Origin of the sequence: Streptomyces liliifuscus (genome assembly GCF_016598615.1) — a bacterium.
GTDB lineage: Bacteria > Actinomycetota > Actinomycetes > Streptomycetales > Streptomycetaceae > Streptomyces > Streptomyces liliifuscus.
In genome coordinates this window covers 8,852,290-8,865,447 of sequence record NZ_CP066831.1, presented here as the reverse complement: position 1 = coordinate 8,865,447, position 13,158 = coordinate 8,852,290, and the positions used below count along the sequence as shown (strand labels likewise).

11 protein-coding genes are annotated in these 13,158 nt (G+C 69.6%); 1 reads left to right on the top strand and 10 read right to left on the bottom strand.

The window, feature by feature from the left end; genetic code table 11:
• Positions 1–24 precede the first annotated feature (24 nt).
• From aroC to JEQ17_RS38250, 8 genes are all read right to left on the bottom strand, one after another.
• Entirely contained in the window at positions 25–1,209 is a 1,185-nt protein-coding gene (gene aroC, locus JEQ17_RS38285; protein ID WP_055618429.1) for a chorismate synthase, read from the bottom strand.
• Between the two features lie 169 nt (positions 1,210–1,378).
• The gene (locus JEQ17_RS38280) at positions 1,379–1,648 is read right to left on the bottom strand and encodes a hypothetical protein (RefSeq protein ID WP_200399516.1); all 270 of its coding nucleotides are present in this window, start codon (positions 1,646–1,648) and stop codon (positions 1,379–1,381) included.
• Positions 1,649–1,717: 69 nt separating this feature from the next.
• Positions 1,718–2,569 (bottom strand): shikimate dehydrogenase, encoded by an 852-nt coding sequence (locus tag JEQ17_RS38275; protein ID WP_200399515.1) that lies wholly within the window; start codon positions 2,567–2,569, stop codon positions 1,718–1,720.
• A complete protein-coding gene (mltG, locus tag JEQ17_RS38270; RefSeq protein ID WP_200399514.1) occupies positions 2,547–4,394 on the bottom strand; it encodes an endolytic transglycosylase MltG in 1,848 nt (615 codons plus the stop codon). The genes JEQ17_RS38275 and mltG overlap by 23 nt, the downstream gene beginning before the upstream one ends.
• Before the next feature lie 121 nt (positions 4,395–4,515).
• Positions 4,516–4,980 carry a Holliday junction resolvase RuvX gene (ruvX, locus tag JEQ17_RS38265; RefSeq protein WP_200401936.1) on the bottom strand — a complete coding sequence of 155 codons (465 nt, stop codon included), beginning with the start codon at positions 4,978–4,980 and terminating at the stop codon, positions 4,516–4,518.
• Positions 4,981–4,997: 17 nt separating this feature from the next.
• Entirely contained in the window at positions 4,998–7,670 is a 2,673-nt protein-coding gene (alaS, locus tag JEQ17_RS38260) for an alanine--tRNA ligase (protein WP_200399513.1), read from the bottom strand.
• Positions 7,670–8,020 (bottom strand): DUF6167 family protein, encoded by a 351-nt coding sequence (locus tag JEQ17_RS38255; RefSeq protein ID WP_200399512.1) that lies wholly within the window; start codon positions 8,018–8,020, stop codon positions 7,670–7,672. Before JEQ17_RS38255 ends, alaS begins: the two co-directional genes overlap by 1 nt.
• A gap of 7 nt (positions 8,021–8,027) precedes the next feature.
• Positions 8,028–8,492 carry a DUF948 domain-containing protein gene (locus JEQ17_RS38250; protein ID WP_200399511.1) on the bottom strand — a complete coding sequence of 155 codons (465 nt, stop codon included), beginning with the start codon at positions 8,490–8,492 and terminating at the stop codon, positions 8,028–8,030.
• Positions 8,493–8,627: 135 nt separating this feature from the next.
• Between JEQ17_RS38250 and JEQ17_RS38245 the strand changes: the two genes are divergently transcribed.
• Positions 8,628–10,805 (top strand): ATP-binding protein, encoded by a 2,178-nt coding sequence (locus JEQ17_RS38245; RefSeq protein ID WP_200399510.1) that lies wholly within the window; start codon positions 8,628–8,630, stop codon positions 10,803–10,805.
• Between the two features lie 33 nt (positions 10,806–10,838).
• Here the strand turns inward: JEQ17_RS38245 and rpsD are convergent, their stop codons facing one another.
• Together rpsD and JEQ17_RS38235 are read right to left on the bottom strand one after the other, a co-directional pair.
• Positions 10,839–11,453 (bottom strand): 30S ribosomal protein S4, encoded by a 615-nt coding sequence (gene rpsD, locus JEQ17_RS38240; RefSeq protein WP_200399509.1) that lies wholly within the window; start codon positions 11,451–11,453, stop codon positions 10,839–10,841.
• Positions 11,454–11,798: 345 nt separating this feature from the next.
• Positions 11,799–13,151, bottom strand: a complete 1,353-nt coding sequence (locus JEQ17_RS38235; RefSeq protein WP_200399508.1) for a replication-associated recombination protein A — start codon at positions 13,149–13,151, stop codon at positions 11,799–11,801.
• Between the last annotated feature and the right edge of the window lie 7 nt (positions 13,152–13,158).

Sequence of the window (13,158 nt, the reverse complement as noted above, 5' to 3'; positions counted from 1 at the left end):
CGACCAGGATCACGCGCGGAGCGCTCACCGCACGACCAGGTTCTGGAGGTACGACTCGACGTTGCGCCGGGTCTCGGGCACGGAGTCACCACCGAACTTCTCCGCCACCGCGTCCGCGAGGACCAGCGCCACCATGGCCTCGGCGACGATGCCCGCGGCGGGGACCGCGCACACGTCCGAGCGCTGGTGGTGCGCCTTGGTCGCCTCGCCGGTGGCCACGTCGATGGTGGCCAGCGCGCGCGGCACGGTCGCGATGGGCTTCATGGCGGCCCGTACGCGCAGGAGTTCGCCGGTCGTCAGACCGCCCTCGGTGCCGCCGGAGCGCCCCGAGGTCCGCTTGATGCCCTCGTCGGTCCGCACGATCTCGTCGTGGGCCTTGGAGCCAGGCACCCGCGCGAGGTCGAAGCCGTCGCCGACCTCGACGCCCTTGATGGCCTGGATGCCCATGAGCGCGGCCGCGAGCCGGGCGTCGAGCCGACGGTCCCAGTGCACGTGCGAGCCGAGGCCCACCGGCACGTCGTACGCGAGGACCTCGACCACGCCACCGAGCGTGTCGCCGTCCTTGTGGGCCTGGTCGATCTCCGCGACCATCGCCTTCGACGCGTCCGCGTCGAGGCAGCGCACCGGGTCGGCGTCGAGCCGCTCCACATCGGCGGGGGTCGGGTAGACGCCGTACGGCGCCTTCGCGGCGGCCAGCTCGACGACGTGCGAGACGACCTCGATGCCAGCCGTCTCCTTCAGGTACGAACGCGCCACCGCGCCCAGTGCCACCCGGGCAGCGGTCTCGCGCGCCGAGGCCCGCTCCAGGATGGGCCGGGCCTCGTCGAAGCCGTACTTCTGCATACCGGCGAGGTCGGCGTGACCGGGCCGGGGCCGGGTCAGCGGGGCGTTGCGGGCCAGTTCGGCGAGGATCTGCGGGTCGACGGGGTCGGCCGCCATCACCTGCTCCCACTTGGGCCACTCGGTGTTGCCCACCATGATCGCGACCGGGGAGCCCAGCGTGAGACCGTGCCGTACGCCGCCCAGGAAGGTGATCTCGTCGCGCTCGAACTTCATGCGCGCGCCGCGTCCATACCCGAGGCGCCGCCTGGCCAGGTGGTCGGCCACCATCTCCGTGGTGATCGGCACGCCGGCGGGAAGTCCCTCCAGCGTCGCGACAAGTGCGGGACCGTGGGACTCCCCCGCGGTCAGCCAGCGCAACCTGCTCAACGGTGCTCCTCATGCTCGCGCCCTGGTACTGCGTGCTGCCTTTGCGTACGCGCGTCCTCGCGTACGGCGACGGCGTGACCGGGTGCGCGGCCCTGGCCCGCCGGTAACGATCCTCCCACGTCCGCGCCGCCCGCCCCGCCGCAGGTCCATCAGGCGGACGGCGAGGTGGTCAGGTCGTGGCGTCGTCCTGGCGGGCCTGGGGTGCGTAGGCACCGAGGTAGTCGGCGCCGCGGCCCTGCCCGTACTGCGCCGCCGCGTGGACGGGCTGTCCCGCGCGCACCGCCCGCCGGTGGGCGAGCTTGTGCTTCAGCTTGTAGGCCCAGGTCGCGAGTACGACGGCCACCACGAGACAGAGCACGGCCAGCTGCACCCAGTCCGGCAGAAAGCGCAGCACTACATCGAAGATCTCCGACTTCCACGACGCCAGCGTCACACGCATGGATCAGCCCCCCGGCTCCCCCGAGTTCCGCCCCCTGCGGAACCGAAGGCCGAATCGTATAGGCCGGTCCTACCTGCTCGCGAGCGCCTTCTCGCCCGCTGTGCGCATGGCGTCCAGCGGGGCCGGCACACGCCCGGTCATCTGCTCGACCTGGAGCACCGCCTGGTGCACCAGCAGGTCGAGGCCGCTGACGACGGCTCCTCCATAGGCTGACCAGCGCGCCGCGAGCTCGGTGGGCCACGGGTCGTACAGCACGTCGAAGAGCGTGGCGGGCCGCTCGGGGACCGTGGAGGAGAGGACATCGGTGGTACCCGCGGGGGTGGTGGCGATGACGAGCGGCGCGCGCAGGGCATGCTCCGCGTCCGCCCAATCCTCCGTACGCACCTCTACGTCGAGCCGCTCGCCCCACTGCCGCATCTCGGCGGCGCGCGCCTCGCTGCGGACGTATGCGACGACCTCGCCCGTACAGATCCTGGAGAGGGCTGCCAGCGCGGAGGAGGCGGTGGCGCCCGCGCCGAGGATCGCCGCGGAGTCCACCTGCTCGATCCCCCGCTCTCGCAGGGCGGCGACCATCCCGGGGACGTCGGTGTTGTCGCCGAGGCGCCGCCCGTCCTCGGTGAACACCACCGTGTTCACGGCCTCGACGGCGGAGGCGGTCTCACTGATCTCGTCGAGCAGTGGAATGACCGCCCGCTTCAGCGGCATCGTCAGCGACAGCCCGGCCCATTCGGGACCGAGTTTCCCGACGAATTCCGGCAGCGCCGCCTCGTCGACCTCGAAACGGTCGTACGACCAGTCGTCGAGGCCCAGTTCCTGGTATGCGGCCCGGTGCAGCACCGGGGAAAGGGAATGGGCGATCGGGGAACCGAGTACGGCGGCTCGACGCTTCCGGTCTCCGTCAGTCCTTGTTGCGCCGTGCATTGAATTCCTTAACCAGTTTCTCGTGCTCGCTCAAGGTCTTCGTGAAGTCCGTCTTCTTCCCGTCGATGGAGATGAAGAACATCCACGCACCGCCGTCCGGACTCACCGACGCCTTCATCGCGTCGGCACCCGGATTTCCGATCGGCCCGGGCGGAAGACCCTTGTAGAAGTACGTGTTGTACGGGTCGTCGTAATTGCGGATCTCGCTCGTCGCAATGTCGATCTTGCTCTGACCCTTGAGGTAGTTGTAGGTCGAGTCGAATTCAAGCTTCTGGTTGGTGACGTCGTTCGTCGACTTCAGCCGGTTGTAGACGACGGCGGCCATCTTCTTGAAGTCGTCGTGCGTGATTCCCTCGGCCTGGACGAGGCTCGCAACCGTGACGACCTGCAACGGGTCGTTCAGGTTGAGTTCCTTGGCCTTCTTCTCCAGGTCGTACTTGGCGTACTCCCGCTTGGCCTGCGACACCATTTCCTTGAGGACCGCCTCGGGCTTCATTCCCTTGGCTGCGGGGTAGGTCGCCGGATAGAGGAATCCTTCCAGCGGGTCCTTGATGTCGCTGTCGTTGTTCGCCCAGTCCGGAAGTCCGAGGCTCTTGTACTTCTTCTCGGCGACATCCGCGGTGGTGCCCTTGGAAAGCCCCAGCTGTTTGTCGATCGCCTCGTAGACCGTGACGTTCCGCTGGCCTTCCCTGACGACCAGGTTGTTCTGGCTCTTGGGGTCGAGCATCAGCGCGACAGCGCTTTCTGCGGACATCTCCTTCTTGAGCAGATAGGAGCCCGCCTGAATCTTGTCGCCGTCCGGATTCTTCCCCTGGGCCGACACGAAGGCGTCCACACTCTTGACGACGCCCGCCGCCTTCAGCTTCTGGCCGATCACCGATCCGAAGGCGCCCTTGGGAATCACGACGGTCACCTGGTCGCTCGTACCGTCGCCCGCGTAGTCCGGCGCCGAGCCGAAACGATCCTGGTAGAACTGGTAGCCGAAATAGCCGCCACCGCCGACCACTCCGGTGAGGGCGAGCGCCACGACCAGACAGGCACAGCCGCCCCGGCTCTTCTTCTCGCCTTTGTTCTTGTTCCCCTTGTCGCCTTTTCCGGCCTTGCCGCGCCGACGGCCTTTGGCGTCCTCATCGAGGTCGTCGTCATCGTCGTCGTCATTGCCACCCGCGAAGAACGCGTGCTCGCCCTGGTCGGGACCCGGGTCCCAGTCGGTCTGCGGCGGCTCCGGCTCGACTCCGCGGCGGCTCGGCGGCTCCGGCGGCGGATACGCGTCGGGGGTCCCGTAGTAGTCGGACTGCTGACCGCCGTACGCGGCGGCCTGGCCGCCGTAGGGATCGTTCGGATCGACGCCGTACGGGACCTGCGGCTGCTGCTGGTTCTGCTGATGCTGTTGCGGGTGCTGCTGGCCCGTGTTGTCCCAGCCACCGTTGTACTGCTGGCCGTTGTTGTACTGCTGACCGTTGTACTGCTGGCCGTCGCCGTACTGCTGACCGTTGTTGTACTGCTGACCACCCTGGTCGTGGTACCCCTGCCCGCCCTGGCCGTTGTACTGCTGCGGAGCCTGACCGCCGTACTGCTGATCCTGGACGTACTGCTGCTGGTGACCCTGGGGGTAGTACTGCTGCTGGCCCTGGTCGTAGCCGGCCTGCTGGGCGGCTCCCCAGTCGCCGTACTGCTGCTGCGGCTCCTGCGGATGCTGCTGCGGCTGGCCGCCGTAGGGGGACTGGGCCGCGTTGGCCTCCTGTCCTCCCCATCCGCCGTCCCCGTACAACGGGTCCTCCGGATGCCACGGTTCGGAGCCTGGGCCCCGGCCATACTCAGTCATCGATCCCCTAGAGCCGCGAGGCGGCGGTCGCGGTGGCTGTGGCTCGGCTCCCGTCCGCCTCTCTCCTGTGCGGAGGTTATTCGAACACCAACGCATCGCGCGGAACGTTACCGTACCGCGATCAGATGACCACTTCGACGCCCTCGCCCGGAGATGTACCTGACGCCCGTTCGGACTCCAGTGCCTGCTGGAGGATGATCACGGCCGCTGCCTGGTCAATGACCGATCTGCCCTTCTTGGACTTCACGCCCGAGGCGCGCAGTCCCTGACTGGCCGTCACTGTGGTCATCCTCTCGTCCAGGAGCCGCACCGGAACGGGTGCGATCCCCCGGGCGAGCTCCTGTGCGAAGGCGCGGACCTTGACGGCGGCCGGGCCCTCGCCCCCTTTGAGGGAGCGAGGGAGTCCGACGACGACCTCGATCGGCTCGTACTCCTCGACCAACTGCTTCAGGCGCCGGTGGGCGGCGGGGACATCGCGTCCCGGCACGGTCTCCACCGGAGTGGCGAGGATCCCGTCGGGGTCGCACGAGGCGACCCCGATCCGGGCGTCCCCGACGTCGATGGCGAGACGGCGGCCGCGGCGCATGACCCGCTCGCCCTCGCTCACTTGGCCGACTCGGCCACGAGGCGTTCGACGGCGTCGACGGCGTCACCGATGGCGGCCGGGTTCTGGCCGCCGCCCTGGGCGACGTCCGGCTTGCCGCCACCGCCGCCACCGAGGGTCTTGGCGGCCGTACGCACCAGGTCACCGGCCTTGAGGCCGCGCTCGCGGGCGGCCTCGTTGGTGGCGATGACCGTCAGCGGCTTGCCGTTGACCGTGGTGAACAGGGCCACCACGGCGGCCCGTCCGCCCTGGATACGGCCGCGGACGTCGAGGACCAGCTTGCGCAGGTCGTCGGCACCCGTGCCGTCCGGCACCTGACCGGTGACCAGGGCGATACCGCGTACGTCCTTGGCGGAACCGGCGAGACCGGCGGCGGCCTGCAGCACCTTCTCGGCGCGGAACTTCTCGATCTCCTTCTCGGCGTCCTTCAGCTTGCCGAGCATGGCGGAGACCTTCTCCGGGAGCTCCTCCGGACGTCCCTTGATCAGCTCCTGGAGCTGGGCGACGACCGTGTGCTCACGGGCGAGGAAGTTGTAGGCGTCGACACCCACCAGGGCCTCGATACGGCGTACACCGGAACCGATCGACGACTCGCCGAGCAGCTTCACCAGGCCCAGCTGGGCGGTGTTGTGCACATGCGTGCCGCCGCACAGCTCCTTGGAGAAGTCGCCGATGGTGACGACGCGGACACGCTCGCCGTACTTCTCGCCGAACTCGGCGATGGCGCCCTGCTTCTTGGCCTCGTCGATGCTCAGGATCTCGGCGTGGACGTCCAGGTCACGGGCGAGCACCTCGTTGATCTTCTGCTCGACGTCCGTCATCACGGCCGTGGGCACGGCGGCCGGGGAGCCGAAGTCGAAGCGGAAGCGGCCGGGCTGGTTCTCGGAACCGGCCTGGGCGGCCGTCGGGCCGAGGGCGTCGCGCAGGGCCTGGTGCGTGAGGTGCGTGGCCGAGTGGGCACGGGCGATGGCCGTGCGGCGGCGCACGTCGATGACGGCCTGGGCCTTGGCGCCGACGGTCACCTCGCCGACCTGGACGACGCCCTTGTGGACGTACACCCCCGGGACCGGCTTTTGACAGTCACGGATCTCCACGACGGCACCGGTGTCGACCTTGATGCGGCCGGTGTCGCCGATCTGGCCGCCGCCCTCGGCGTAGAACGGGGTGCGGTCGAGGACGATCTCGACCTCGTCGCCCTCGGTGGCGGCCGGCGAGGAGACACCGTCGACCAGGATGCCGACGACCGTGGACTCGCCCTCGGTGTCCGAGTAGCCGATGAAGTCGGTCTCGCCGGCGGCGTCCGCGATCTCGCGGTAGGCGCCCATGTCGGCGTGGCCGGTCTTCTTGGACTTGGCGTCGGCCTTGGCGCGCTCCCGCTGCTCCTTCATCAGGCGCCGGAATCCGTCCTCGTCCACGGAGAGGCCCTGTTCGGCGGCCATCTCCAGGGTGAGGTCGATCGGGAAGCCCCAGGTGTCGTGGAGCAGGAAGGCCTTGTCGCCGGCGAGGACCTGGCCGCCGGCGGCCTTGGTCTCGGTGACGGCGGTGTCGAGGATGTTCGTGCCGGCCTTCAGCGTCTTGACGAAGGCGTTCTCCTCGGCGACGGCGACCTTCTCGATGCGCTCGCGGTCGGAGACGAGTTCCGGGTACTGCTGGCCCATCATCTCGATGACGGTGTCGACGAGGTCCTTGACCACCGGACCCGTGGCGCCCAGCAGACGCATGTTGCGGATGGCGCGGCGCATGATGCGGCGCAGCACATAGCCGCGGCCCTCGTTGCCCGGGGTGACACCGTCGCCGATGAGCATCACGGACGTGCGCATGTGGTCGGTGACCACGCGCAGGGAGACGTCGGAGTCCTTGCCGCTGCCGTACTCGACACCGGTCAGGTCGGTGGCCTTCTTGATGACGGCCATGGAGGTGTCGATCTCGTACAGGTTCTGCACGTCCTGCAGAATCATGGCGAGGCGTTCCAGGCCGAGGCCGGTGTCGATGTTCTGGCTCGGCAGGTCGCCGAGGATCTCGAAGTCCTCCTTCGAGGTGCCCTCGCCGCGCTCGTACTGCATGAAGACGAGGTTCCAGATCTCCACGTACCGCTCGTCGTTGACGGCCGGGCCGCCCTCGACGCCGAACTCGGGGCCGCGGTCGTAGTTGATCTCGGAACACGGGCCGCAGGGGCCCGGGACGCCCATGGACCAGTAGTTGTCCTTCTTGCCGAGGCGCTGGATGCGCTCCTTGGGCACGCCGACGACCTCGTGCCAGATGCGCTCGGCCTCGTCGTCCTCCAGGTACACGGTGATCCAGAGCTTCTCCGGCTCCAGGCCGTAACCGCCCTTGTCCTGGGGGCTGGTGAGCAGCTCCCAGGCGTACTTGATGGCGCCTTCCTTGAAGTAGTCGCCGAAGGAGAAGTTGCCGCACATCTGGAAGAACGTGCCGTGCCGGGTGGTCTTGCCGACCTCTTCGATGTCCGGCGTACGGACGCACTTCTGGACGCTGGTGGCGCGGGCGTAGGGCGGCTTGACCTCACCCAGGAAGTAGGGCTTGAAGGGCACCATGCCGGCCGGGACCAGGAGCAGAGTCGGGTCGTCCGCGATGAGCGACGCCGAAGGGACGACGGTGTGACCGCGCTCCTCGAAGAAGCTCAACCAGCGGCGACGAATCTCGGCCGACTCCATCAGTGGTCCTCATTCCGGTTGTACGAGTACGTCGACCTCTCGACATACGTCGGGTTCTTGCTGTACTTCGGGTCGTTGCTGTTCTCGATGGCGGCGACGCGCCGCGGGGAGGGCAGTTCGGGATCGGCGTTCAGCCCGAGCACCTCGCCGAGTTCGGCCTCCCGCTGGACCATTCCGTCGCGGACGTCGAGTGCGAAGTCCTTGATGCGGTGGCCCGCTGCGAGCGCCTTGTCGGCGGCCTGGGCCGCGAGGCTCTCGGGCGTCAGCTGCCTGAGCTTGCGGTTGACCTTGGTGGTGGCCCACACACCGGCGGCTGCGCCCGCGGTGAACCAGAACGTACGGCGGAACATCGCTGCGTCAGTCCTTCTTCCGCTTTCCCCGTCGCGCCGACGGGACGGTGCGGCCCACGATCACGGTACGTCGCGCGGGCTTGGCGGGCGCGTCCTCGCGGCGGCCGATGGCCCGGCGCACGCCGTAGCCGAACGCCGCGACCTTCACGAGCGGGCCGCCGAACGTGGACGCGACGGTCGTGGAGAGCGCCGACGCGTTCGACGTGACCTCCTGGACGTCCGACGCGATGGCGTCCACCCGGTCGATCTGGGTCTGTGCGGAGCGCACGGCCGAGGAGGCGTCTGCCAGGAGCGGGACGGCCTGGTCGGTCACGTCCGCGACGAGCTTGGTGGTCGCCCTGAGCGTCTGGGCCAGCCTCGCGAGTGCCACCGCGAGGAAGGAGACCAGGATCGCCCAGAAGACGGCCACCAGGATCCCGGCCACCTCTCCACCGGACACTGCGCACCCGCTCCCTGGATCGTGCCTCAACATCGAAAACATCGAAAAGTCGTCCCCCGAGCCTATCGCGCCGGGGCTGGGGCTCCGTACCGGATTACCGCCCGCCGGAGCCGGAGTTGCACGAAGCGATTGTACGGAGTGCTTACGGATGAGTACGCTCCGTTCCCCATGCGACGTTCTCAGCGTTCCGGTGCGGGGGCCGGCGGTCACCGGGCCGGGAATCTGCCCCTGGAGCTCAACGCGTTCGTGGGCCGCGCGGCCGAACTCACGCAGCTGGGTGCGGCCCTCGGTGCGGCACGCCTGGTCACCGTGACGGGGCCCGGCGGGGTCGGCAAGTCACGGCTCGCGGCGCGTGCGGCGGCCAGAACCCGGCCGCGCGACGGGGTGTGGCGCGTGGAGCTGGCCGCGGTGCGGGAGGCGGAGCTCGTCGAGTACGCGGTCGTGGAGGCCCTCGGTCTGACGGACCACACGTCCCGGCCGCCCCGCCAGGTGCTGCTCGACCATCTGTCGAAGCGTCAACTCCTGCTCGTACTCGACGGGTTCGAGCATCTGGTGGACGCGTGTGCCTCGCTGGTCGGCGAGTTGCTGCGGCGGGTGCCGGGGCTGCGGGTGCTCGCCGTGGGGCGCAGGCCGCTGGCGGTGGAGGGCGAGCGGCTGTTCCCGCTGGCGCCGCTGACCGAGCGGGAGGCCGCCGAGCTGTTCGCGGACCGCGCGGCCGCGAGCACTCCGGGGTTCACCCTCCATGACGGCAACCGCGCGGACGTGCACGAACTGTGCCGCCGGCTCGACGGCCTGCCGCTCGCGGTCGAGCTGGCGGCGGGACGGCTGCGGACCCTCTCCCCCGCTCAGCTGCTGACGCGGCTCGACGACCGTTTCCGGCTGCTGACGGGTGGCGGGCGTGACGCGCTCCCCCGCCACCAGACGCTGCGGACGGCGATCGGCTGGAGCCATGAGCTGTGCACACCGGAGGAGCGGCTGCTGTGGGCGAGGCTCTCGGTGTTCGCCGGGCAGTTCGACCTGGAGGCCGTGGAGTACGTGTGCGGGGGCGACGGCCTGCACCCCGACAACATCCTCGACGTGCTGGGCGAGTTGCTCGCGCAGTCGGTGGTCACCCGCGAGGAGACCCGGGCCGGTGTGCGCTACCGCATGCTGGACACGGTCCGGGCGTACGGCACCGACTGGCTGGCGGCGACGGACGACACGGCTCGGCTGCGGCGGCGCCACCGCGACTGGTACATGGGGCTCGCCACCTGGTGCGAGCTCGACTGGTTCTCGCCCCGGCAGCGCGAGGTGGCCGCGCGCGTCGAGGCTGAGCTGCCGAATCTGCGCTGCGCCCTGGAGCAGTGTCTGTCCGAGCCCGGCGGCGGCCATCTCGGCCAGTACCTCGCGGGCACGCTCTGGTTCTACTGGGTCGGCTGCGGCCGGCTGTCGGAGGGGCGGCACTGGCTGGAGCGGACCGTTCGCCTCGACACCGAGCACGAGCGCTCGCGGCTGAAGGCGCTGTGGGTGCTCGGCTATGTGGCGATCCTCCAGGGCGACACGGTGTCGGCGCTCGCCGCGCTCGCCGAGTGCCGGGAGAAGGCGGAGGACAGCGGCAACCCCCTCGCGCTGGCCTACGCCGAGCACCGCACCGGCTGTCTTGCCCTGGTCACCGACGACATGGCCCGCGCGGAGACACTGCTGCGTTCGGCGCTCGACCGCTATCACGAGATCGGCGAGCTCAACAGCAATGTGCTGATGGGCCAGGTCGAGCTGGCGATGACGCTGGCCTTCCAGGGCGATCTGCCGGGCGCGGTCCGGCTGTGCGAGGACGTGCGCCGCGTCTGTACGGACCACGGCGAGCGCTGGACCCTCGCCTACGCGCTGTACGTCCTGGCGTACGCGGCCTGGACCGAGGGAGATCTGGCAGGCGCCCGGCAGTTGCTGGTCGAGTGCCTGGACATCAACCACGTCTTCAACGACCTGCTCGGCACGGTCCTGGCGATGGAGCTGCTCGCGCTGATCACGGCGGCGGAGGGCGACGCCGCCGAGGCCGCGGTCCTCCAGGGCTCCGCGTCCCGGATGTGGCCGTCGGTGGGCCTGCCGCTGTTCGGCTCCGCCTACTACAACGCCCCGCACGAGCAGTGCGAGGCGACGGCCCGGGAACGGCTGGGCGACGAGCGGTACGAGGAGTGCGTACGGGCGGGTGCGCGGCTCGGCCGGCAGGCGGCGGTGGGCCGGGCGCTCGGGCACACCCGGCCGCGGCTGCTCGGTGCGCTGCCGCCGCCGCGCGGGCTGCCGGAACCCCCCGACATGCGAAAACCCGCCGCCTCGCCCACCCGCAAGGGTGGGGAGACGACGGGTTGACGCACAGGTGGTGCTACATCCGGCTGAGGGTGATCAGCGGGCGTAGTACTCGACGACGAGCTGCTCGTCGCAGATCACCGGGATCTCCTTGCGGTTCGGCTCGCGGTCCAGGCGGAAGGCCAGGGCGCGGAGGTTCACCTGGAGGTAACGCGGGGTCTCGCCGTCGGGGGCGAAGCCGCCCTCGCGGGAAACCTGGAACAGCGGCTTCTCGCGGCTGCGCTCGCGGACCATCACGACGTCGTCGGGCTTGACGCGGAACGACGGCTTGTCGACCTTGCCACCGTTGACCTCGATGTGGCCGTGAACGACCATCTGGCGGGCCTGGTAGATCGTGCGGGCGATGCCCGAACGCAGAACCAGGGCGTCGAGACGACGCTCCAGCTCGATGACCAGGGCCTCACCGGTCTTGCCCTGCGTCTTGGCGGCACGCTCGTAGGCGCGGACGAGCTGGCGCTCGGACACGTCGTACTGCGCACGCAGACGCTGCTTCTCGAGCAGACGGACCTTGTAGTCCGAGTTCTGCTTACGGCCACGGCCGTGCTCGCCCGGCGGGTAGGGGCGGGCCTCGAAGTACTTGACAGCCTTCGGGGTCAGCGCGATGCCGAGGGCACGCGACTTCTTGACCTTGGGGCGGGACTGGTTCGGCATGAACCAAACACCTCATGTTTCTGATGCGAATACGGCTTCACCAGGGTTAGGGGAGGTCGCAATCCGCAGCCAGGGAAACCCTGCGGGTCCGGTCGGTCGGACCTGCGGGGCAGCCGCTCCCTGTGCTGGGCACATACGTGCAGCACGCGAGTGGCCCACCGACCGATTCCCGGGAATCCGAGAGGGTGGTGGGCTGCCCGCGACACCTTCGACGGTGCGCGACGCTCCTGGAATCCCCGCCTTGCGGTGAGGGCTCCGGCTGGATGTCCCGTTCTGGTGATGTCGGCTGCCTTATTACAGGAGGCCGGACACGGGACGCAGCGCTTCGAGGAGTCTACAGGGTGGTCAGGACCGCCCTCGACCGAGGTGCTTCCTGGTCCACTCCACCGCGTCCGCGTAGCGCGCCTCGGCTCCGTGGCGGGTCGGGGTGTAGTACTCGCGGTCCTTGAGCTCCTCGGGCGCGTACTGCTGGGCGGCGATTCCCTCGGGCAGGTCGTGGGGATACACGTACCCCTGCGCGTGGCCGAGCTTGGCCGCGCCCTTGTAGTGCCCGTCGCGCAGATGCATCGGCACCGGGCCCGCGTGGCCCTTGCGTACGTCTTCCATGGCGGCGCCGATCGCCGTCGTCGCCGCGTTGGACTTCGGGGCCAGGGCGAGGGCGATGGTGGCGTGGCTGAGGGTGAGCGCGGCCTCGGGGAAGCCGATCATGGCGACGGCCTGGGCGGCGGCGACGGCTGTCGGCAGCGCGGTCGGATCGGCCAGGCCGATGTCCTCGCTGGCGGAGATCATGAGGCGGCGGGCGATGAACCGGGGGTCCTCGCCGGCCTCGATCATCCGGGCGAGGTAGTGCAGCGCGGCGTCCACGTCCGAGCCGCGGATGGACTTGATCAGGGCGCTCGCCACGTCGTAGTGCTGGTCGCCGTCGCGGTCGTACTTCACGGCGGCCCGGTCGACCGTCTCCTCCAGGGTCTGGAGGGTGATCTCCGGCTCGCCCTTGTCGAGCGCGGATCCGGCCGCGGCCTCCAGCGCGGTCAGCGCGCGGCGGGCGTCACCGCCTGCGATCCGCAGCAGGTGTTCCTCGGTGTCCTCGGGGAGGGTGACGGCGTCCTTGAGGCCGCGCTCGTCGGCGAGGGCCCGGCGGAGCAGTCCGCGCAGGTCGTCGTCCGTGAGGGGTTCAAGGGTCAGGAGCAGTGAGCGGGACAGGAGCGGAGAGATCACCGAGAAGTACGGATTCTCGGTGGTCGCGGCGATCAGCGTCACCCAGCGGTTCTCGACGGCCGGGAGGAGGGAGTCCTGCTGGGCCTTGCTGAAGCGGTGGATCTCGTCGAGGAAGAGGACGGTCTCCTTGCCGAAGCCTCCGGTGGCACGGCGGGCGCCCTCGATGACCGCGCGGACCTCCTTGACACCGGCGGTGATCGCGGACAGCTCCACGAAACGCTTGTCGGTGGCCTTGGAGACCACGTACGCCAGGGTCGTCTTGCCGGTGCCCGGGGGTCCCCAGAGGATGACCGAGGACTGGCCCGCCGGACCTCCGCCGTCACCGACCAGTCTGCGCAGGGGTGAGCCCGGCTTCAGCAGATGCTGCTGGCCCACCACCTCGTCGAGGGTGCGCGGGCGCATCCGTACGGCCAGGGGACTGCTGGACGGGTCCTTCTCCTGGCGTTCTTCGGCTGCGGCGGTGAACAGGTCGGGCTCCACGTCCAAA